Source organism: Micromonospora sp. NPDC049891, assembly GCF_040660295.1.
Taxonomy (GTDB): domain Bacteria; phylum Actinomycetota; class Actinomycetes; order Mycobacteriales; family Micromonosporaceae; genus Micromonospora.
In genome coordinates, this window is record NZ_JBFAML010000010.1 from 19,003 (window position 1) to 37,545 (window position 18,543).

Consider the following 18,543-nt stretch of genomic DNA (forward strand, 5'->3'; position numbering starts at 1 on the left):
CTCAGTTGGCGGCGGCGGGAGGCATGGCCTCGTCGGCGATGTACTCCCGGGACGGGATGACCACCGGCTCCGGACCGGTGGCGTCGGCGTACGGAGTGGGCGAGTCGGCCACCGCGAACTGGGTGCGGTACAGCTCGGCGTAGAGACCGCCGACAGCGACCAGCTCGTCGTGCCGGCCCCGCTCCACGATGCGACCGTCGTCGAGGACCAGGATCTGGTCGGCGTCCCGGACGGTGGAGAGCCGGTGGGCGATCACCAGGGCGGTACGCCCGGTCAGCGCCACCGACAGCGCCCGTTGCACCGCCGCCTCGCTCTCCGAATCCAGGTGGGCGGTCGCCTCGTCGAGGATCACGATCGACGGCGCCTTGAGCAGCAACCTGGCGATGGCGATGCGCTGCTTCTCGCCGCCGGAGAAGCGGTAGCCGCGCTCGCCGACGGTGGTGTCGAGCCCGTCGGGCAGCGACCTGACCAGATCGGCGACCTGTGCCCCCGCCAGGGCCGCCCACAGCTCGTCGTCGGTGGCCTCCGGCTTGGCGTAGCGCAGGTTCTCCGCGATGGTCTCGTGGAACAGGTGCGAATCCTGGGTGACCACGCCGATCTCGTCGCGCAGCGAGTCGAGCCGGGCGTCGCGGACGTCGACGCCGCCGACCAGCACCTGCCCGTCGGTGACGTCGTAGATGCGGGAGATCAGCATGGACAGCGTGGACTTGCCGGCACCTGACGGCCCGACCAGCGCCACCATCTGCCCCGGCTCCACGCTGAAGGAGACGCCCTTGAGCACCGGTTCGTTGACCGTACGGTCCAGCGCGGCGACCTCCTCCAGCGACGCGAGGGAGATCTCCGCGGCGCTCGGGTAGCGGAACCGGACGTCACGGAACTCGACGCTGCCCGCCCCCTGGGGAACCCGCACCGCGTCGGGCCGTTCCTTGATGCCCGGTTGCAGGTCGAGTACCTCGAAGACGCGGTCGAACGAGACAAGCGCGCTCATCACGTCCACCCGGACGTTGCTCAGCGCGGTCAGCGGGCCGTAGAGGCGGGTGAGCAGCAGCGCGAGGGTCACCACGGTGCCGGCGCTGACCTGGCCGCTGACCGCGAGCCAGCCACCGAGGCCGTAGGTCAGGGCCTGGGCCAGCGAGGCCACCAGCAGCATGGCCACGAAGAAGGTCCGCGAATACATCGCGGAGGTGATGCCGATGTCGCGGACCCGTTCGGCCCGGGCGGCGAAACGGGCCGCCTCCGCGTCCGGTCGGCCGAAGAGCTTCACCAGCAGCGCGCCGGCGACCCCGAACCGCTCGGTCATCGTCGCGTTCATCTTGGCGTCGAGGTCGTACGACTCGCGGGTGATCTCGGCCAGCCGCCGGCCCACCCGGCGCGCCGGGATGATGAAGACCGGCAGCAGCACCAGGGAGAGCGCCGTGATCTGCCAGGACAGGGTGAGCATCACCGCGGCGGTGAGGACCAGCTGGATCACATTGCTGACCACGCCCGACAGCGTCGAGGTGAAAGCCCGCTGGGCGCCCATCACGTCGTTGTTGAGCCGACTGACAAGCGCACCGGTCTGGGTACGGGTGAAGAACTGCAACGGCATCCGCTGCACGTGGTCGTAGACGCGGGTACGCAGGTCGAGGATGATGCCCTCGCCGATGCGGGCCGAATACCACCGTTGGGCCAGCGACAGGAGAGCGTCGGCGACCGCGAGCGCGGCGATGAACATGGCCAGCCGGATCACCAACGCCCCGGCCTCGGAACCGCCCCGGGTGATCGCGTCGATCACGTCGCCGGCCAGCAGCGGTGTCGCCACCCCGATCACCGCGGCGACGATCACGGTCAGCAGGAAGACGACGATGTCGCGTCGGTAAGGGTGGGCGAAGGCCACGATCCGGCGGGCGACACCGCGCTTCAGCCGGTGCGCGGAGATGTCGTCCTGGCTGCGCATCGACCGGAGCATGCTCCAACCGCCCATGCCGCCAGCGGCCATCGGGTTGGACACGCTCACCTCCGGATCAGGACGTCGTACGCCGTCGGGTCAATTCTCCCGATGCCTACGACAACCACGCACGTAACCCGGATCTTCCCGAGCGGTCCTTACTATTCTCCCCGGCCGGCGAGGTCCCGCAGCCGTCGCGTCTGCGCCTCCCGCTCGGCGCGCTGCTGCTCGGCGTGGGTGCGACCGACAGCTCCGGCGAGCAGTGCCTTGATCTCGACGACGGCGTCCCGGTTGTGGGCGAGCAGCCCAGCGGTCAGGTCACGCACCGCGTCGTCCAACTCCGCGCCGGGAACCACGAGGGTGGCCAGTCCGATCCGGTCGGCCTCGGCGGCGTCCATCCGCCGGCCGGTCGCGCAGATCTCCAGCGCGCGGGCGTAACCGACCAACTCGACCAGGCGCTTGGTGCCGGCCAGGTCAGGGACCAGCCCCAAGGTCACCTCGGCCATCGAGAACTTCGCGTCCTCGGCCAGCACCCGCAGGTCGCAGGCGAGCGCGAGTTGAAAGCCGGCCCCGATGGCGTGCCCCTGGACGGCGGCGATCGAGATGACGTCCGGACGGTGCAGCCAGGTGAACCCGCCCTGGTACTCGGCGATCTTGTCGGCGCACTCCTGCTCGGGCAGGGTGGTCAGCTCGGCGAAGGAGCCGGGCCCGGAGGCACCGGCCACCGACAGGTCGAGGCCGGCGGAGAAGGCTCGGCCCTCGCCGCGTACCACGACCACGCGCACGTCACCGGGAAGCTCCCGGGAGAAGTCGCTCATCGCGCGCCACATCGCCGGGGTCTGCGCGTTGAGCACGTCGGGCCGGCACAGGGTGACCGTGGCGACCGGCCCGTCGCATTCCAGCCGGACCCCGGTCGCCTCGGCGGTCACCGGGCGGCCCGGGTCGCGGTGGTGGTGGCGGTGCTGCTGGACGACGCTGACGGGCGGGTCACGCCTTCTTGCGACGCCGGGCGCCGCCGCGCTGCCGCAGCTGCACCCCGGACTCGGTGAGCACGCGGTGGATGAACCCGTACGATCGCCCGGTCGAGGCCGCGAGCGCCCGGATGCTCTCGCCCCCGGTGTACCGCTTGACGAGGTCCTTCGCGAGCGTCTGACGCTCGGCTCCGACGATCCGGCGACCCTTCTCAGTGCTGGTGGCTGTGCCAGTGGCTGCCATGCTGTGTCCTCACGTCCCAGACTGTGCGGTTCGGATACGGTCCCACCTATTAGACCGTCTCGAACGATCATGCGCCAGATATCAACTATTCGCCAACCGACACGCTATGCAATGTCAGCTTCCCGATAGGTGACGCCGCCGGCGGCTCAGGCCAGCTCGACCAGTTCCAGCAGGTCGTCACTCCAGGCGTCCTCGTCGCCGTCGGGCAGCAGGATCGCCCGGTCCGGCTTGAGCGCGAGGACCGCGCCCGGATCGTGCGTGACCAGCACGATCGCACCCGGGTAGCGGGCGATGGCGTCGAGCACCTGCTCCCGGCTGACCGGGTCCAGGTTGTTGGTCGGCTCGTCGAGCAGCAGCACGTTGGCACCGGAGCAGACGAGCGTGGACAGGGCCAACCGGGTCTTCTCCCCGCCGGAGAGGACCCCGGCGGGCTTGTCGACGTCCTCGCCGGAGAACAGGAAGGCGCCCAGGATCTTCCGCAGCTCGGTGTCGGTCTGCTCGACCGCCGCGGCCCGCATGTTCTCCAGCACGGTCCGCTCCACATCAAGCGTCTCGTGCTCCTGAGCGTAGTAACCCAGTCGCAGACCGTGACCGGGGCGCACCTCGCCGGTGTCCGGCTCCAGCAGGCCGCCGAGCATCCGCAGCAGGGTGGTCTTGCCGGCACCGTTGAGCCCGAGGATGGCCACCCGGGAACCTCGGTCCACCGCCACGTTCACGTCGGTGAAGATCTCCAACGAGCCGTACGACTTGGACAGGCCGGTCGCGGTCAGCGGGGTCTTGCCGCACGGCGCGGGCGCGGGGAAACGCACCTTTGCCACCTTGTCGGCGACGCGGACCTCCTCCAGGCCGGACATCAACCGTTCGGCGCGACGGGCCATGTTCTGCGCGGCGACCGTCTTGGTGGCCTTGGCCCGCATCTTGTCGGCCTGGGCCATCAGTGCGCCGGCCTTCTTCTCGGCGTTGGCCCGCTCCCGGCGGCGGCGACGCTCATCGGTCTCCCGCGCCTCCAGGTACGCCTTCCAGCCCAGGTTGTAGACGTCGACCACGCTGCGGGTGGCGTCCAGGAACCACACCTTGTTGACCACCGACTCCAGCAGATCCCCATCGTGGGAGATCACGATCAACCCGCCCTTGTGGTTGGCGAGGAAACCCCGCAACCAGGTGATCGAGTCGGCGTCCAGGTGGTTCGTGGGCTCGTCCAGCAGCAGGATCCCGCCACCGTTCTCGCCCGCGTCCCGGAACAGGATCCGGGCCAGCTCGATGCGGCGACGCTGACCGCCGGAGAGGGTGCCGATGGTCTGGGCCAGGGCCCGGTCGGGCAGCCCCAGGTTGGCGCAGATGCGGGCCGCCTCGGCCTCCGCCGCGTACCCACCGAGCGCGGCGAACTGGTCCTCCAGTGCGCCGTAGCGGCGCACCAGGCGTTCGTCGCCATCCTCGGCGAGCTGCGCCTCCAGTTCCTTCATTCCGGCCATCAGCGCGTCCAGGCCCCGGGCGGAGAGCACCCGGTCGCGTCCGGTGACGTCCAGGTCACCGGTACGCGGGTCCTGCGGGAGGTAGCCGACGGCGCTACGCCTGTCGACCTGCCCGGCGTACGGCTGGCCCTCACCGGCGAGCACCTTGAGGGTGGTGGTCTTGCCGGCGCCGTTGCGCCCGACCAGGCCGATCCGGTCACCGGGCTGCACCCGCAGCGTGGTGTCGGACAGCAGGATCCGGGCTCCGGCGCGCAGTTCCAGGCCGGTGGCAGAGATCATTTCGGGGTACTCGCTTTCGGGATCCGAAGGGCTGACTCAGGGCACACGAAAGCGCCGGCGGATCGTGGTGACCCGTCGGCGCGGGGCGTTCAGCCTTCGCAGCGCAGCACGGCACCAAGTGTACTCGGCGTCGGCCGGCACCCCACGCGGATTACCGACCAAGATCGTCGGGTACCGGATCGCCGACCGGACCGGTTCCGGCCCACGAGCCACTGACTGATCGGGGTCACCCATGGAGCTGAACGAGAACGCACGGATCGACACCAGCCAGGTGGAGGACCGGCGAGGCAGCGGCGGAGGCGGCGGGATGGGCATCCCCATCCCGATCGGCGGCGGGCGCGGCGGCATCGTCGGCATCGTCATCGCCGTGCTGGTGGCCCTCGTCGGTGGCGGCTTCGGCCTGAACGCCATGACCGGCGGCGAGGAGCAGGGCGACAACGCCGCGTTGGAGCAGCGATGCTCCGCCGAGAACGCCCTGGAGCAGCTGGACTGCCGCAACACCCTCTACGTCAACTCGATCCAGGCGTACTGGCGCACCGCCCTGCCGGAGTCGCTCGGCGAGCAGTACCGCCCGACCCGCACCGTCTTCTTCAGCCAGGCCGTCAACACCGCCTGCGGCCAGGCCGACTCCGGCGTCGGCCCGTTCTACTGCCCGGCCGACTCGCTCGTCTACATCGACCTCTCCTTCTACGAGGTGCTCGCCACGCAACTGGGCGCCGAGGGTGAGTTCGCCCAGCCGTACGTGCTGGCCCACGAGTACGGCCACCACGTGCAGAACCTGCTCGGCACCAACGAGCAGGTCCGCCGCCAGCAGCAGCGCGACCCGGGCAACGCCAACGACCTGTCGGTACGCCTGGAGCTGCAGGCCGACTGCTACGCGGGCGCCTGGGCCAAGAACGCCACCGGCACCGCCGACGAGAGCGGCCAGAAGATCTTCACCAGCATCACCGAACAGGACATCGCCGAGGCCATCGACACCGCGGAGGCGATCGGCGACGACGCCATTTCCAAGCGCGCCGACCGGCCGGTGAACCCGGAGGAGTTCACCCACGGCTCGTCCGCCGACCGCAAGCGGTGGTTCAACCGGGGCTACGAGAGCGGCGACCCGGCCTCCTGCGACACGTTCAGCGGCGCGGTCTGACGACTCGACACCCAGAGCGGGCCCGGTCACTCGTGACCGGGCCCGCGTCCGTGCGACAAACCAGCCCGGCACCGTGCGGTGTCCTAGCGGCGGGCTTCCGGCTGCGGCTCGCGGACCAGAATGCGGACCGACCGGGCGGCGGCGAGAGCGGCGACAAGTACCGCGTACCGGGGTTCCGGGACGTCGAGCAACCGGTCGGCGCGCCGCGCGGCGAGCGGAGCGAGCCGACGGTCGGCCAGCACGGTGTCCACCGCCCGTCGGTCGCCGCCGGCGACCAGCGCGTCGAGCCGGTCGACCTCCGGCAGCAGCAGGCGTACGGCAAGATCCGCCGCATCGGCCAGCGCCGCCTTCGTCTGGTTGTCCCGGCGGCGGGCGAAACGCTGCTGCGACCAACCACCGGCGGCGGTACGTCCCTGCACGTAGCGGGTGTCCACCTTGTGCACGCTCAGCTGCGTACCCTCGGCCACTCCCATCGCCACCGCACCTTTGCGGGCCAGCAACAGCCCGATCCGGCGCGGCGCGACGACCTCCCTGACGAAGGCATCCAGGTCCGGAACGACCGGCGCGCCTGGAGGGGCGTGCAGTTCGGCGGTCGCACCGTCGGGAGCGGACAGCAGCAGACCGTACGCCTGCGCGCTGGCGGTGGGCGGGCCGTGCCGGTCGGCGAAGCCGGCGACCCAGCGGGCGGCGCGATCTGGATCGATCTCCACCCACCGGCCGCCCCCGGCGGCGGGTCGGCTGCTCATCACCCGACCGTACGGCACGGCCAGGTCGGGTCAGCCACCGAGGAGCATGCCGACGGCGAGCACGGTGATGATCGCGCTGGACAGCAGGGCGGTGACCAGCCGGCCACGGTCGCTGGTGAGCACCCGCCCGATCAGCGAGCCGCCGCCGGCGATGAGCAGCTGCCAACTGGCCGAGGCGAGGAACACGCCGAGGGTGAAGACCACCGCGACGGCGGTGCCGGAGCCACCCAGCTCCGCCCGGCCGAGCACCAGGGCCGTGAAGTAGACGATGGTGGCCGGGTTGAGCAGGGTCAGCGCGAGGATCCCGACGAAGGCCCGGGCTGGCGTGTCCAACCCACGGCGCGCCAGTTGTGGACCGGACCCCGTGGTGGCCTCGGCCGCCCCTGACCGGCCCGGGCCGCCCGCCGACGAGTGCGTCACAGAGGTCGGTACGTGGTCCGGGGAGCGGCGTGGGCCGCGCACCCGCAGGGCGCGCCACCCGCCGTGGGCGGCGAGAGCGAGCAGCACCGTCGCGCCGACCAGTCGCAGCGGCCCGGCGACCGGCGCGAGCCAGCCCGCGACCACCGCGCCACCGAGCGCCGCGACACCGGCGTACAGCCCGTCGGCGGTGGCCACCCCGAGCGCGGCGGCCGAACCGACCCGGAACGAGGTCCGCGCGGTGAGCCCGAGGATGAGCACGGCGATCGCGCCGACCGGGACGGCCACGCCGTAGCCGGCGACCAGACCGGCGAGGAACGCGCCGGTCACGACAGACGCCGTGCCGAGACGCGGCCCGGTGCCAGCCGCTGTCGGCGCGCGGCGGTGGCCACGGCGACAGGACTCAGCTTCATCGGGTACGCCTCGCTCACCGCGCCATCCTGCGGCGACCCGCCGCACCGGCGCCACGGATTTTCCGGCCCGGCCGGCACACCTCTCGATCCAAGCCGGACAGGCTCGGTACCGCGACGACGGCCGGATGCCGGTCGTCCGGCGCCGCTGCCTCAACAACGCTGTCGAGCTGAACCGTCCACGCCCTCAGGCTGCGCCGCCATTTCACACCCAGCAGGGCCGTCACCGGGTCCGGTTGCGATGCGCCCACGCCCTCAGCTCGACAGCGCCACGACCACCAGCACCCCGTGCCGGGACACGCTGGCCGCTGCCGGGAGGTTGGCCAATGTCACGGCGGCCGGCGCCGTCGACGCCTGCGCAGAGAGACGTCGGGCGCGGCATCCGGTGGATGCCGCGCCCGAGGTAGCACTCCGGGATGCCTGCCCGGGGGAGCTGTCAGACGTTGAACCCGAGGGAGCGGAGCTGGTCGCGACCCTCGTCGGTGATCTTGTCCGGTCCCCACGGGGGCAGCCAGACCCAGTTGATCCGGATGTCGTCGACCAGACCACCGCCGGGGCCGGTGGTCAGCGCCTGGCGGGTTTGGTCCTCGATCACGTCGGTGAGCGGGCAGGCCGCCGAGGTCAACGTCATGTCCAGGGTGGCCACGTTCTGGTCGTCGACGTGTACCCCGTACACCAGGCCGAGATCGACCACGTTGATGCCCAGCTCCGGGTCGACGACGTCCTTCATCGCCTCTTCGATGTCGGCGACGGCGGCCTTGCCGCCGGTCGGCGCGGCGCTGCCAGCCGGCGCGGCGCTGCCGTCAGCCACCGGTGCGGCCGCCGTGCCTTCGCCGGCCGCCGCGGTCGCCTCGGTCGCGGTGTTCTCACTCATGCCTTCACCTCCGTCGGGCTCGCGCCCACACCGGCGCGTGCCGCGGCGTCCTTGAACGCCATCCACGGCAACAGCGCGCACTTGACCCGGGCGGGGTAGCGGGCGACGCCCTCGAATGCCACCCCGTCACCGAGCACGTCCTCATCCGGCGTGACCTGACCACGACCGGACATCAGCGCCAGAAACGCCTCGTGCACCTCGAACGCCTCCGTGGCACCCCGGCCGGTCAGCAGCTCGTGCAGCACGCTCGCGGACGCCTGGCTGATCGAACAGCCCATGCCGTCGTACGACACGTCGTGCAGCAGCTGACCGTCGGTGGCCACCCGGACGGTGATCTCGTCCCCGCAGGTCGGGTTGACGTGGTGCGCTTCGCCGACCCGGTCGGCCGGGTCCTCGGCGTCACGCAGCCCGCGACCGTGCGGGTGCTTGTAGTGGTCCAGGATGATCTCCTGGTAGAGCTGGTCGAGCTGCATCAGCCGAACACCTTCCGCACCTGCTCCAGGCCCGCCACCAGCGCGTCGATCTCCTCGTTGGTGGTGTAGAGGTAGAACGAGGCCCGAGTGGTGGCCGGAACCCCGAACCTGGTGCAGACCGGACGGGCGCAGTGATGACCCACCCGCACCTGCACACCGAGGGAGTCGAGCACCTGCCCCACGTCGTGCGGGTGCACGTCGCCGAGCGCGAACGAGATGGTGCCGCCCCGGCCGACCGGCACCTCCGGGCCGAAGATCCGCAGGCCGGGCACGGTGCCCAGGGCGTCCAGCGCGTACGCGGTCAACTGCTTCTCGTGCCACTGGATCGCCGGCATGCCGATGCCGGTGAGGTAGTCCACCGCCGCACCGAGAGCGACCGCCTCGGCGATCGGCGGGGTGCCGGCCTCGAAACGGGCCGGCGGCGCGGCGTACGTGGAGCCGCCCATCGTCACCGTCTCGATCATCGAGCCGCCGCCGAACACCGGTGGCATCGCCGCCAGCAGCCCGGCCCGGCCCCAGAGCACGCCGATGCCGGTCGGGGCGCACATCTTGTGCCCGGTGAAGACGATGAAGTCAGCGTCCAGGTCGACCACGTCGATCGGCATGTGCGGCACCGACTGCGAGCAGTCCAGCAACAGCAGCGCCCCCACCTCGCGGACCCGGGCGGTGATCCGGGCGGTGGCGTTGACGGTGCCGAGGATGTTGGACATGTGCACCAACGAGACGATCTTCGTCCGCTCGTTGACCAGGTCGGTCAGGCCCGACTCGTCCAGCCGGCCGTTGTCGGTGACCGGGAACCAGCGCAGCGTCGCACCGGTACGCTCCGCCAGCAGCTGCCACGGGACGATGTTCGAGTGGTGCTCCATCTCCGAGATGACGATCTCGTCACCCGGCCCCAGCCGGAACCGAGGGTCGGCGTCGGAACGCAGCGAGGCGTTGGAGAACGCGTACGCCACGATGTTGATCGCCTCGGTGGAGTTCTTGGTGAAGACCACCTCGTCGACGCTCGGCGCGTTGATGAACGCGGCGACCTTCCCCCGGGCCCCCTCGTACGCCTCGGTCGCCTCGGTGCCGAGCGTGTGCACCGAGCGGGACACGTTCGCGTTGTGCCGCGCGTAGTGCTCGGCCAGCACGTCGAGCACCTGGCGCGGCTTGTGCGAGGTGTTGGCGCTGTCCAGGTAGACAAGCGGATGCCCGTTGATCTCCCGATCGAGGATCGGGAAGTCGGCGCGTACCGCCGCCACGTCGTAGCGGGGCACGTCGTCGTACTGCGGCATCCCCGGTGGGATCGCAATGGTGGTCATCGTCGTGACCGGCCCTTCCTTCGCAGATCAGACCCGCGCCGGACCAGCCCCGGCCGCGTACCGCTCGTAGCCGGACTCCTCGAGCTTGTCGGCCAGTTCCGGGCCGCCCTGCTCGACGATCCGACCGGCGACGAAGACGTGCACGAAGTCGGGCTTGATGTAGCGCAGGATCCGGGTGTAGTGGGTGATCAGCAGCAGGCCGGTGTCACCGGTGTCGCGCACCCGGTTCACGCCCTCGCTCACCACGCGCAGCGCGTCCACGTCGAGGCCCGAGTCGGTCTCGTCGAGGATGGCCATCTTCGGCTTGAGCAGCTCCAGCTGCACGATCTCGTGGCGCTTCTTCTCACCGCCGGAGAAGCCCTCGTTGACGTTGCGCTGGGCGAAGGCCGGGTCCATGTGCAGCCGCTCCATGGCACCGCGCAGCTCGCCACCCCAGGTGCGCAGCTTCGGCGCCTCACCGTCGATGGCGGTCTTGGCGGTACGCAGGAAGTTCGCCACCGAGACGCCGGGCACCTCGACCGGGTACTGCATGGCGAGGAAGAGGCCGGCGCGGGCCCGCTCGTCGACGGACATCTCCAGGACGTCCTCGCCGTCCAGGGTCACCGAGCCGCCGGTGATCTCGTACTTCGGGTGGCCGGCGACCGAGTACGCCAGGGTCGACTTGCCGGAGCCGTTCGGGCCCATGATCGCGTGGGTCTCCCCCGACTTCACGGTCAGGTCGACACCGTGCAGGATCGGCTTGAGCTCACCCTCGGGCAGCTTCACCGACACCTGCAGGTCGCGGATCTCCAGGGTGCTCATTATCGGGTCACTCCATTGCTCGGCGTCAGACTGACGTAGATGTCACCGTCGCGGACTTCGACGGGGTAGACGGGTACGGGTTCGGTGGCGGGCAGCCCGGTGGGCTCGCCGGTACGCAGGTCGAAACGGGAGCCGTGCAGCCAGCACTCAAGCGTGCAGCCTTCGACCTCTCCCTCGGAGAGCGCCACGGCCGCGTGCGAGCACTCGTCGAACACGGCGTAGAACTGGTCATCCTCGCCGTGTACGAGCGCGATCTGGGTGCCGTCGACGTCGGCGCTGATCGCGGTGCCCTTCGGCACGTCCTCGATGGCACAGATGCGGATCATCAGGCGCCCGCCTTCGTCAACCGAGCCTCGATAGCGTCCCCCAGGCGCTCACGCAGGGGCTCCACCGGGATCTTGTTCAGCAGCTCGGCGAAGAAGCCACGCACCACCAGCCGGCGTGCCTCGGCCTCCGGGATGCCCCGGGCCATCAGGTAGAACAACTGCTCGTCGTCGAAGCGACCGGTGGCGCTGGCGTGGCCGGCACCGGCGATCTCGCCGGTCTCGATCTCCAGGTTCGGCACGGAGTCGGCCCTGGCGCCGTCGGTGAGCAGCAGGTTCCGGTTGATCTCGTACGTGTCGGTGCCGGTCGCCTCGGCCCGGATCAACACGTCGCCGACCCAGACGGTGCGGGCGCTCTCCCCCTGCAACGCGCCCCGGTAGCCGACGTAGCTGCGGCAGTCCGGCACGGTGTGGTCGACCAGCTGGCGGTGCTCCTGGTGCTGGCCGGAGTCGGCGAAGTAGACGCCGTACAGCTCGGCCTCGCCGCCGCGGTCGGTGTACTCGACGGTGGTGTGCTGGCGGACCAGGTCGCCACCGAGGGTGACCTGGACGTGCAGCACCCGCGCGTCGCGGCCCAGCCGTACCTTCAGATGCTGCGCCTGCACCGCGTCGTCGGCCCAGTCGGCCACGGTGACCAGGGTGAGCTTCGCCCCGTCGCCCACCGACACCTCGACGTTGTCCGCCAGGGTGGCCGAGCCGACGTGCTCCAGCACCAGGATCGCCTCGGCGAACCGACCCACCTCGACGACGGTGTGCCCGAAGGCCAGACCCTCGACGCCTCCACCGACCGCCCGGAGGATGGCCGGGCCGCTGATCACGGCGTCCTGTGCCACCCGCACCAGCAGCGCCTGCCCGGCCCCGCTGTAGGCCAACGCGCTGACCCGGTCGAACGGGGTGAGCACGCTGCCGACCCGCGGGTCGTCGTGGCCGATCCGCTCCACGGACACGCCCTCGGGCAGGTCGGCGTACTCGTGCCGAATCGTGCCGGTGGCGGTCGGGTCGTCACCGACCAGCCCACGCAGCCGCTTGAGCGGGGTGAAACGCCACTCCTCCTCCAGGCCGGTCAGGGCCGGGAAGTCGGCGACATCGTACGAACGCAGCGCCTGCGACTTGGTGCTGGGCGGCGCGGAAGCCTGGGTAGTCATCTCGTCCTTGATCTGTTCTACGACGACGGTGTCAATAACCGAAGGGCGGGCCGGACTCAGCGTTCCCGGCCCCTACGGGTCGAGCTTTCGCGTGGCCCGGCCCGACCGGTCGGGCTGCCCGGCCAGGGTCAGCCGACCGCGCCCTCCATCTGCAGCTCGATCAGGCGGTTGAGCTCCAGGGCGTACTCCATGGGCAGTTCCTTGGCGATCGGCTCGATGAAGCCGCGCACGATCATCGCCATCGCCTCGTCCTCGCTCAGGCCCCGGCTCATCAGGTAGAAGAGCTGGTCATCGCTGACCTTGGAGACGGTCGCCTCGTGCCCCATCGACACGTCGTCCTCGCGGATGTCGACGTAGGGGTAGGTGTCGGAGCGGGAGATGGTGTCGACAAGCAGAGCGTCGCACTTGACCGTGCTGGCGCTGCTGTGCGAGCCCTCCAGCACCTGTACCAGTCCCCGGTACGAGGTCCGGCCACCGCCCCGGGCGATCGACTTCGACACGATGGTGCTGCTGGTGTGCGGTGCCGCGTGCACCATCTTGGCGCCGGCGTCCTGGTGCTGGCCCTCGCCGGCCATGGCCACCGAGAGCACCTCACCCTTGGCGTGCTCGCCGGTCATGTAGACCGCCGGGTACTTCATGGTGACCTTCGAGCCGATGTTGCCGTCGATCCACTCCATGGTGGCGCCCTCGTGGCACACGGCGCGCTTGGTGACCAGGTTGTAGACGTTGTTCGACCAGTTCTGGATGGTCGTGTAACGGCACCTGGCGTTCTTCTTGACGATGATCTCCACCACGGCGCTGTGCAGCGAGTCCGAGGAGTAGATCGGCGCGGTGCAGCCCTCGACGTAGTGCACGTACGCACCCTCGTCGACGATGATCAGCGTCCGCTCGAACTGGCCCATGTTCTCGGTGTTGATCCGGAAGTACGCCTGCAGCGGGATCTCCACGTGCACGCCCTTCGGCACGTAGATGAACGAGCCGCCGGACCACACGGAGGTGTTCAGGGCGGCGAACTTGTTGTCGCCGACCGGAATCACCGTGCCGAAGTACTCCTTGAACAGGTCCTCGTGCTCCTTGAGGGCGGTGTCGGTGTCGAGGAAGACGACACCCTGCTCCTCCAGGTCCTCACGGATCTTGTGGTAGACCACCTCGGACTCGTACTGGGCGGCGACACCGGCGACGAGGCGCTGCTTCTCCGCCTCCGGGATGCCCAGCTTGTCGTAGGTGTTCTTGATGTCCTCGGGCAGGTCCTCCCAGCTGGCGGCCTGCTTTTCGGTGGAGCGCACGAAGTACTTGATGTTGTCGAAGTCGATCCCGGTGAGGTCGGCACCCCAGGCCGGCATCGGCTTGCGCCCGAACAGCCGCAGACCCTTCAGCCGCAGGTCGAGCATCCAGGCCGGCTCGTTCTTCTTGGCCGAGATGTCCCGCACCACCGCCTCGCTGAGGCCACGCTGGGCAACCGCCCCGGCGACGTCCGGGTCGGCCCAGCCGTACTCGTAGTTGCCCAGGGCGGCGAGCTGCTCCTCCTGGGTCAGGGGCTGGACGATCTGCTCGGTCATCTATCTGTCCTCACAGTGGTGACGGTCTTACCGGACTGGGCGTGCGGCGGACCGGGAATGTGCGTGGTGCACACCCCGTCGCCGTGCGCGATGGTGGCCAGGCGCTGCACGTGGGTACCGACCAGGCGGGAGATCACCGTGGTCTCGGCCTCGCACAGCTGGGGGAACTCGGCGGCCACGTGCGCCACCGGGCAGTGGTGCTGGCAGAGCTGGCCGCCGGAGGCGATCGTGGAGGCACTGGCAGCGTATCCCTCCGCGGTCAGCGCCGCGGCGAGTGCCTCGGCACGGGCCATCGGATCGTCGCCGGCGTCGGCCAGGGCGGCCTGACAGCGCGTCTCCAGGGCGGCCACCTGCTCGGCGGCGAACCGCTCCACCGCGTGCGAACCGCCGGTGCGGGCGATCCAGCGCAACGCCGCGGTGGCCATGTTGTCGTAGTGGTGGGTGCCACACCGGCTGCGGGCGGCGTCGGTGAGCAGGAACACCTTGGCCGGGCGGCCCCGCCCGCGGTGACCGCGTACGGTCTGTTCGCGGGCCACGACGTCGCCGTCGGCGAGCATCGCGTCCAGGTGCCGGCGGATCGCCGCCGGGCTGAGCCCGAGCGCGTCGCCCAACTGGGCGGCGGTGGCAGCACGGCGTTCCAGCAGCAGCAGGGTGACCCGGTCCCGGGTCGACGGCTCGCCCGCCGGCGTGCCGGCCGGGACCTGCGGGGCGGGCGTGCCCAGGGTGCCGGGCAACGACCCGCCGGCGGCCGTACCGGCCGTCGACTGGTGCCCGGTGAGCCCCGCCGCCTTTTTCACAACGCCCACGTTACGTAATTCAACCAGGGCCCGCAAACGTGACCCCGGTGATCCGAACCACGGCACGGGCGGAGTCACCCGATCGGCGACAACTACGTTGCGTAGGATTCGCCTCGTGAAGCGACCCGCCCGATCCCTGGTCTCCATCGCCCTGCTGCGTCGTCTGGCGTTCGCCAACATCGTCGCGAACGCCGCGATCGTCGTCACCGGCGGGGCGGTGCGGTTGACCGCCTCCGGGTTGGGCTGTCCCACCTGGCCCCGGTGCACCGACGAGTCGTACACCGCCACCGCCGAGATGGGCATGCACGGGGCCATCGAGTTCGGCAACCGTCTGCTCACCTTCGTGCTGGTGCTGATCGCGGGCGCCACCCTGCTGGCCGCGCTCGCGTACCGGCCCCGCCGGCGCGGTGCGGTACCACTGGCGCTGGCCGTCGTCCTCGGCATCGTGGCGCAGGCCGTGATCGGCGGGATCACCGTCCGCACCCAGCTGCACCCCTCGATCGTGGGCATCCACTTCGTGGTGTCGATGCTGCTGCTGCTCGTCGCGTACGCCCTGTGGCGCCGGGTGAGCGAGCCGGACGGCCGCAAGGTGCCCGTGGTGCCGCCGGCGCTGCGGTCCCTCACCTGGCTCACCGTGGTGGTCAGCGCGGCGGTCATCGTCGTCGGGGTGGCGGTGACCGGCAGCGGCCCGCACGCCGGTGACGCCGACGCCGTCCGCAACGGCCTGGATCCGCAGACGATCTCCCAGGTCCACGCCGACCTGGTCTTCCTGCTCGTCGGCCTGACCGTGGGCCTGTGGCTGGCGTTGCGCGCGGTAGGCGCGCCGGCCCGGGCCGTGCGGGCCGCGCTGACCCTGCTCCTGGTCGAGCTGGGTCAGGGGGTGATCGGCTTCGTGCAGTACTTCACGAACCTGCCGGCACTGCTGGTCGGCCTGCACATGCTCGGCTCCTGCCTGGTGTGGCTCGCCACCCTGGCCGTGCTCTGGTCGACAAACGAGCGCCACCCGACCGACACCCCCACCCAGCCCACCCCCCTGCCCACCGAGGCCGGCCACCCAACCCCCGTTCCCGCCTGAACTCGCGTTGATCATGAAGTAGTTGCCACACCACGCCGGCGAGGACGACAACAACTTCCTGATCAGCGCGACCCGGCCGGGGTCGGGGCGTGGGGGGTCAGGGGGCGGGGTGGGTCAGTGGGTGGGGTTCGGTAGGTGGAGGGTGATGGCGTCGGCTAGGCGGTCGGGTGCGCCGTCGGAGTGGCCGAGGAACAGCGAGGGCTCGGTCAGCTCCAGTTCCACGAGCACCGGGTTGCCGTCGGGGCCGGGAATCAGGTCGACCCGGGCGTAGAGCAGGCGGTCAGCACCGCCCGGCACCGCCGCGAGAGTCCGTGCCGCGACGGCGAGCTGCGCCGGCTCCGCCGTGCGGGCGGTGATCTCCTCGACCTTGTACAGCCCGTCGACACCCTCGTCCGGCCCGCTCAGCATCGGGCCCTTGCGGATGGCGTGACTGAAGGCCAGCCCGGCCGGGCCGGCGAGGAAGAGCAGCGCGGTCTCCCCGGCGGTGTCGACAGCGCTCAGGTACGGCTGGACCATGGCCACCCGACCGGCGACGCCGAGCCGACGTACGTGGGCCACCGCGAGGTCCCGGTGCCCCGGGTCGGCCAGGTCGTACCGGCCGGTGTCCTGGCTGCCGGCGCTCACCGCCGGCTTGATGACGTACTCGCCGTGGTCGGCGGGCTGCTGCCACGACTCACCGGGCAGCACCCAACAGGTGGGGACGGTGGGCACACCGGCTGCGGACAACTCGTCGAGGTACCGCTTGTCGGTGTTCCAGCGCACCACGTCCGCCGGATTGACCAGTCGCGGCACCCGTGCGGCCCAGGCGACGAACTCGTCCCGGCGGGACATGTAGTCCCAGGGTGAGCGGAGCACGGCCAGGTCGTAGCGGGCCCAGTCGACGGCCGGGTCGTCCCAGACCACAGGCTCGGCGACGACCCCGCGCGCGGCCAGCGGGGCCACGACCAGACGATCGTCGTCGTCGAGCTCGGCCAGGTCGGTGCAGGTGACGAGAGCGACCCGGGGTTTCCCCCGGGTCGACTGGTGGTGATCGGTCAATTTATCTCAACGGGCCATCGTGCGGCGGGCCATCGAGCGCCAGAGGTCGTTGCTCGGGCGCATCTGGTCCATCAGTTCCCGTTCCCAGGCGTTCTCCACGGCGACCCCGGCCTGCGCGCAGGCCTCGCGGGCGGTCACCGTGTCCTCGGCGAACTGGTCGCCCCAGGCACCGTCGGAGCCCACCAGGACGATGCGGGCACCGCGCTTGCCGACGTACTCGATGACCGCCTTCGCCCCGCCGTGCTCGGCGGCGAACGACTTGATGCCCGCGACCAGCCCGTTGGGGGCCTGCCCGGAGGCGGTCTGATCAGCCGTCAGCGTCGTATCGGAACCATCTGCCATAACGTGAAGCCTAAGCAGACATCCACTCGGACGGGCGAGAACCGTGAAGCTTTTGTGATACCCATTACCCGCAGGTTTAAGTAAGACCAAAGACGTTTCGCCCGTATTTATCCGCCCCAAATGGGGTCAATCGAAGTGGCATACCGCCATGAAGCGGGCGGACCGGAACCACCGCCGCGACGGGCTTTCCGCACCGAGGAAAGGCGATCAGATCAGTGCGTCGAGGGCAGCGGCGGCGAAGACGATGGTCAGGTACGTCGTCGACCAGTGGAACAGCCGCATCGGCTTGACCGGCTCGCCCCGGCTGGCCCGCCCGGCGAGCTTGTGCGCCTCGACGAGGAAGATCGCACCGACCACCAGGGTCGGTACGCCGTAGACCGGGCTCAGGCCCAGCGCCCAGACGGCGAGCGAGGTGAGCACGGTCAGCCAGGCGAACAGCACGATCTCGGCGTTGACCCGGCGGACCGAGGCGACCACCGGAAGCATCGGGATGCCGGCGCGGGCATAGTCGTCCTTGTACTTCATCGCCAGCGGGTAGAAGTGCGGCATCTGCCAGAAGAAGACCACCCCGAACAGCGCCCACGCCACCGGCGACAGCGAGCCGGTGACCGCCGCCCAGCCGATCAGCACCGGCGCGGCACCACAGGCGCCACCCCAGAAGGTGTTCGCCGTCGTCGTGCGCTTGAGCCACAGCGTGTAGACGACGTCGTAGTAGACGATCGCGGCCAGCGTGAGCCCGGCGGCGAGCAGATTTGTGAAGACCGCCATCAACGCGACCGAGACCGCCGCCAGCACCAGACCGAAGATCAGCGCGTTGCGGGGCGTCACGGTGTGCGCCGGCAGCGGCCGCCGCTTCGTCCGCCGCATCAACTGGTCGATGTCCCGGTCGATGTAGCAGTTGAGCACGCTGGCCGCGCCCGCCGCGAGCGAGCCGCCGACCAGCACCACCGCGACCAGCCACAGCGACGGCAGCCCGCCGTGCGCGAGCATCATCGCCGGCACCGTGGTGACCAGCAGCAACTCCACGATCCGCGGCTTGGTCAGCGTCACGTACGCCGCCACCACCGCCCGCAGGTCGCGGGGGCGGGCTGGGGTCTCCCCGGCCGTACGCACCGGCGTCTGCCCGGCAGGGTTGCTGACGGGGCGCTCGGTGATCATGCTCACGGATTGCCACCTTCCGGCGTCGGGAGGGGAGGTCACGGCGG

Annotated in this window: 19 protein-coding genes; 2 read left to right on the top strand and 17 right to left on the bottom strand. The window is 70.5% G+C overall.

Annotation, left to right across the window (positions count from 1 at the left end):
- Position 1: 1 nt before the first annotated feature.
- The 4 genes from AB0I71_RS14925 to AB0I71_RS14940 all read right to left on the bottom strand — a co-directional run bounded on the left by AB0I71_RS14925 (position 2) and on the right by AB0I71_RS14940 (position 4,893).
- Complete coding sequence (locus AB0I71_RS14925; RefSeq protein WP_357585245.1) at positions 2–1,978, bottom strand: ABC transporter ATP-binding protein; 1,977 nt, start codon at positions 1,976–1,978, stop codon at positions 2–4.
- A gap of 110 nt (positions 1,979–2,088) precedes the next feature.
- Positions 2,089–2,856: an enoyl-CoA hydratase/isomerase family protein gene (locus AB0I71_RS14930; RefSeq protein WP_357584758.1), complete on the bottom strand. Its 768-nt coding sequence runs from the start codon at positions 2,854–2,856 to the stop codon at positions 2,089–2,091.
- Between the two features lie 58 nt (positions 2,857–2,914).
- The gene (locus AB0I71_RS14935) at positions 2,915–3,142 is read right to left on the bottom strand and encodes a helix-turn-helix domain-containing protein (protein ID WP_007072022.1); all 228 of its coding nucleotides are present in this window, start codon (positions 3,140–3,142) and stop codon (positions 2,915–2,917) included.
- 146 nt (positions 3,143–3,288) lie between these two features.
- Positions 3,289–4,893, bottom strand: a complete 1,605-nt coding sequence (locus AB0I71_RS14940; RefSeq protein ID WP_357584760.1) for an ABC-F family ATP-binding cassette domain-containing protein — start codon at positions 4,891–4,893, stop codon at positions 3,289–3,291.
- Positions 4,894–5,125: 232 nt separating this feature from the next.
- On the opposite strand from AB0I71_RS14940, the gene AB0I71_RS14945 reads away from it, so the two are divergent.
- On the top strand, positions 5,126–6,034 hold the full coding sequence (locus AB0I71_RS14945; RefSeq protein ID WP_357584762.1) for a neutral zinc metallopeptidase: 909 nt from the start codon (positions 5,126–5,128) through the stop codon (positions 6,032–6,034).
- Positions 6,035–6,117: 83 nt separating this feature from the next.
- Here the strand turns inward: AB0I71_RS14945 and AB0I71_RS14950 are convergent, their stop codons facing one another.
- The 10 genes from AB0I71_RS14950 to AB0I71_RS14995 form a co-directional block, all read right to left on the bottom strand.
- Positions 6,118–6,780, bottom strand: coding sequence for an acVLRF1 family peptidyl-tRNA hydrolase (locus AB0I71_RS14950; protein WP_357584764.1), 663 nt, complete (start codon positions 6,778–6,780; stop codon positions 6,118–6,120).
- A gap of 30 nt (positions 6,781–6,810) precedes the next feature.
- Positions 6,811–7,527, bottom strand: a complete 717-nt coding sequence (locus tag AB0I71_RS14955) for a LysE family transporter (protein ID WP_357584766.1) — start codon at positions 7,525–7,527, stop codon at positions 6,811–6,813.
- 516 nt (positions 7,528–8,043) lie between these two features.
- A complete protein-coding gene (locus AB0I71_RS14960; protein WP_357584768.1) occupies positions 8,044–8,481 on the bottom strand; it encodes a metal-sulfur cluster assembly factor in 438 nt (145 codons plus the stop codon).
- Positions 8,478–8,954, bottom strand: coding sequence for a Fe-S cluster assembly sulfur transfer protein SufU (gene sufU, locus AB0I71_RS14965; RefSeq protein WP_357584770.1), 477 nt, complete (start codon positions 8,952–8,954; stop codon positions 8,478–8,480). The genes AB0I71_RS14960 and sufU overlap by 4 nt, the downstream gene beginning before the upstream one ends.
- Entirely contained in the window at positions 8,954–10,258 is a 1,305-nt protein-coding gene (locus AB0I71_RS14970; RefSeq protein WP_357584772.1) for a cysteine desulfurase, read from the bottom strand. The genes sufU and AB0I71_RS14970 overlap by 1 nt, the downstream gene beginning before the upstream one ends.
- 27 nt (positions 10,259–10,285) lie before the next feature.
- A complete protein-coding gene (sufC, locus tag AB0I71_RS14975) occupies positions 10,286–11,059 on the bottom strand; it encodes a Fe-S cluster assembly ATPase SufC (protein ID WP_093401436.1) in 774 nt (257 codons plus the stop codon).
- Entirely contained in the window at positions 11,059–11,385 is a 327-nt protein-coding gene (locus AB0I71_RS14980; protein WP_210938462.1) for a non-heme iron oxygenase ferredoxin subunit, read from the bottom strand. The genes sufC and AB0I71_RS14980 overlap by 1 nt, the downstream gene beginning before the upstream one ends.
- Complete coding sequence (gene sufD / locus AB0I71_RS14985) at positions 11,385–12,527, bottom strand: Fe-S cluster assembly protein SufD (RefSeq protein WP_357584775.1); 1,143 nt, start codon at positions 12,525–12,527, stop codon at positions 11,385–11,387. The genes AB0I71_RS14980 and sufD overlap by 1 nt, the downstream gene beginning before the upstream one ends.
- 128 nt (positions 12,528–12,655) lie before the next feature.
- Positions 12,656–14,086, bottom strand: a complete 1,431-nt coding sequence (gene sufB / locus AB0I71_RS14990; RefSeq protein WP_357584777.1) for a Fe-S cluster assembly protein SufB — start codon at positions 14,084–14,086, stop codon at positions 12,656–12,658.
- A complete protein-coding gene (locus AB0I71_RS14995; protein ID WP_357585247.1) occupies positions 14,083–14,820 on the bottom strand; it encodes an HTH domain-containing protein in 738 nt (245 codons plus the stop codon). The genes sufB and AB0I71_RS14995 overlap by 4 nt, the downstream gene beginning before the upstream one ends.
- Before the next feature lie 178 nt (positions 14,821–14,998).
- Here AB0I71_RS14995 and AB0I71_RS15000 point away from each other — a divergent pair, with 178 nt between their 5' ends.
- Complete coding sequence (locus AB0I71_RS15000) at positions 14,999–15,958, top strand: COX15/CtaA family protein (protein ID WP_357584779.1); 960 nt, start codon at positions 14,999–15,001, stop codon at positions 15,956–15,958.
- A 114-nt stretch (positions 15,959–16,072) separates the two neighbouring features.
- Here the strand turns inward: AB0I71_RS15000 and AB0I71_RS15005 are convergent, their stop codons facing one another.
- The 3 genes from AB0I71_RS15005 to AB0I71_RS15015 all read right to left on the bottom strand — a co-directional run bounded on the left by AB0I71_RS15005 (position 16,073) and on the right by AB0I71_RS15015 (position 18,502).
- Positions 16,073–16,996, bottom strand: coding sequence for a hypothetical protein (locus AB0I71_RS15005; RefSeq protein ID WP_357584781.1), 924 nt, complete (start codon positions 16,994–16,996; stop codon positions 16,073–16,075).
- A gap of 6 nt (positions 16,997–17,002) precedes the next feature.
- Complete coding sequence (locus tag AB0I71_RS15010) at positions 17,003–17,338, bottom strand: hypothetical protein (RefSeq protein ID WP_357584783.1); 336 nt, start codon at positions 17,336–17,338, stop codon at positions 17,003–17,005.
- A gap of 207 nt (positions 17,339–17,545) precedes the next feature.
- Positions 17,546–18,502, bottom strand: coding sequence for a heme o synthase (locus AB0I71_RS15015; protein ID WP_357584785.1), 957 nt, complete (start codon positions 18,500–18,502; stop codon positions 17,546–17,548).
- Between the last annotated feature and the right edge of the window lie 41 nt (positions 18,503–18,543).

Coding starts and splice junctions, on each gene's coding strand:
- AB0I71_RS14945 (WP_357584762.1), top strand. CDS start 5,126: ATGGAGCTGAACGAGAACGCACGGATCGACACCAGCCAGGTGGAGGAC.
- sufU (WP_357584770.1), bottom strand. CDS start 8,954: ATGCAGCTCGACCAGCTCTACCAGGAGATCATCCTGGACCACTACAAG.
- AB0I71_RS14925 (WP_357585245.1), bottom strand. CDS start 1,978: ATGGCCGCTGGCGGCATGGGCGGTTGGAGCATGCTCCGGTCGATGCGC.
- sufC (WP_093401436.1), bottom strand. CDS start 11,059: ATGAGCACCCTGGAGATCCGCGACCTGCAGGTGTCGGTGAAGCTGCCC.
- AB0I71_RS15010 (WP_357584783.1), bottom strand. CDS start 17,338: ATGGCAGATGGTTCCGATACGACGCTGACGGCTGATCAGACCGCCTCC.
- AB0I71_RS14950 (WP_357584764.1), bottom strand. CDS start 6,780: ATGAGCAGCCGACCCGCCGCCGGGGGCGGCCGGTGGGTGGAGATCGAT.
- AB0I71_RS14935 (WP_007072022.1), bottom strand. CDS start 3,142: ATGGCAGCCACTGGCACAGCCACCAGCACTGAGAAGGGTCGCCGGATC.
- sufB (WP_357584777.1), bottom strand. CDS start 14,086: ATGACCGAGCAGATCGTCCAGCCCCTGACCCAGGAGGAGCAGCTCGCC.
- AB0I71_RS14970 (WP_357584772.1), bottom strand. CDS start 10,258: ATGACCACCATTGCGATCCCACCGGGGATGCCGCAGTACGACGACGTG.
- sufD (WP_357584775.1), bottom strand. CDS start 12,527: ATGACTACCCAGGCTTCCGCGCCGCCCAGCACCAAGTCGCAGGCGCTG.
- AB0I71_RS14980 (WP_210938462.1), bottom strand. CDS start 11,385: ATGATCCGCATCTGTGCCATCGAGGACGTGCCGAAGGGCACCGCGATC.
- AB0I71_RS14940 (WP_357584760.1), bottom strand. CDS start 4,893: ATGATCTCTGCCACCGGCCTGGAACTGCGCGCCGGAGCCCGGATCCTG.
- AB0I71_RS14960 (WP_357584768.1), bottom strand. CDS start 8,481: ATGAGTGAGAACACCGCGACCGAGGCGACCGCGGCGGCCGGCGAAGGC.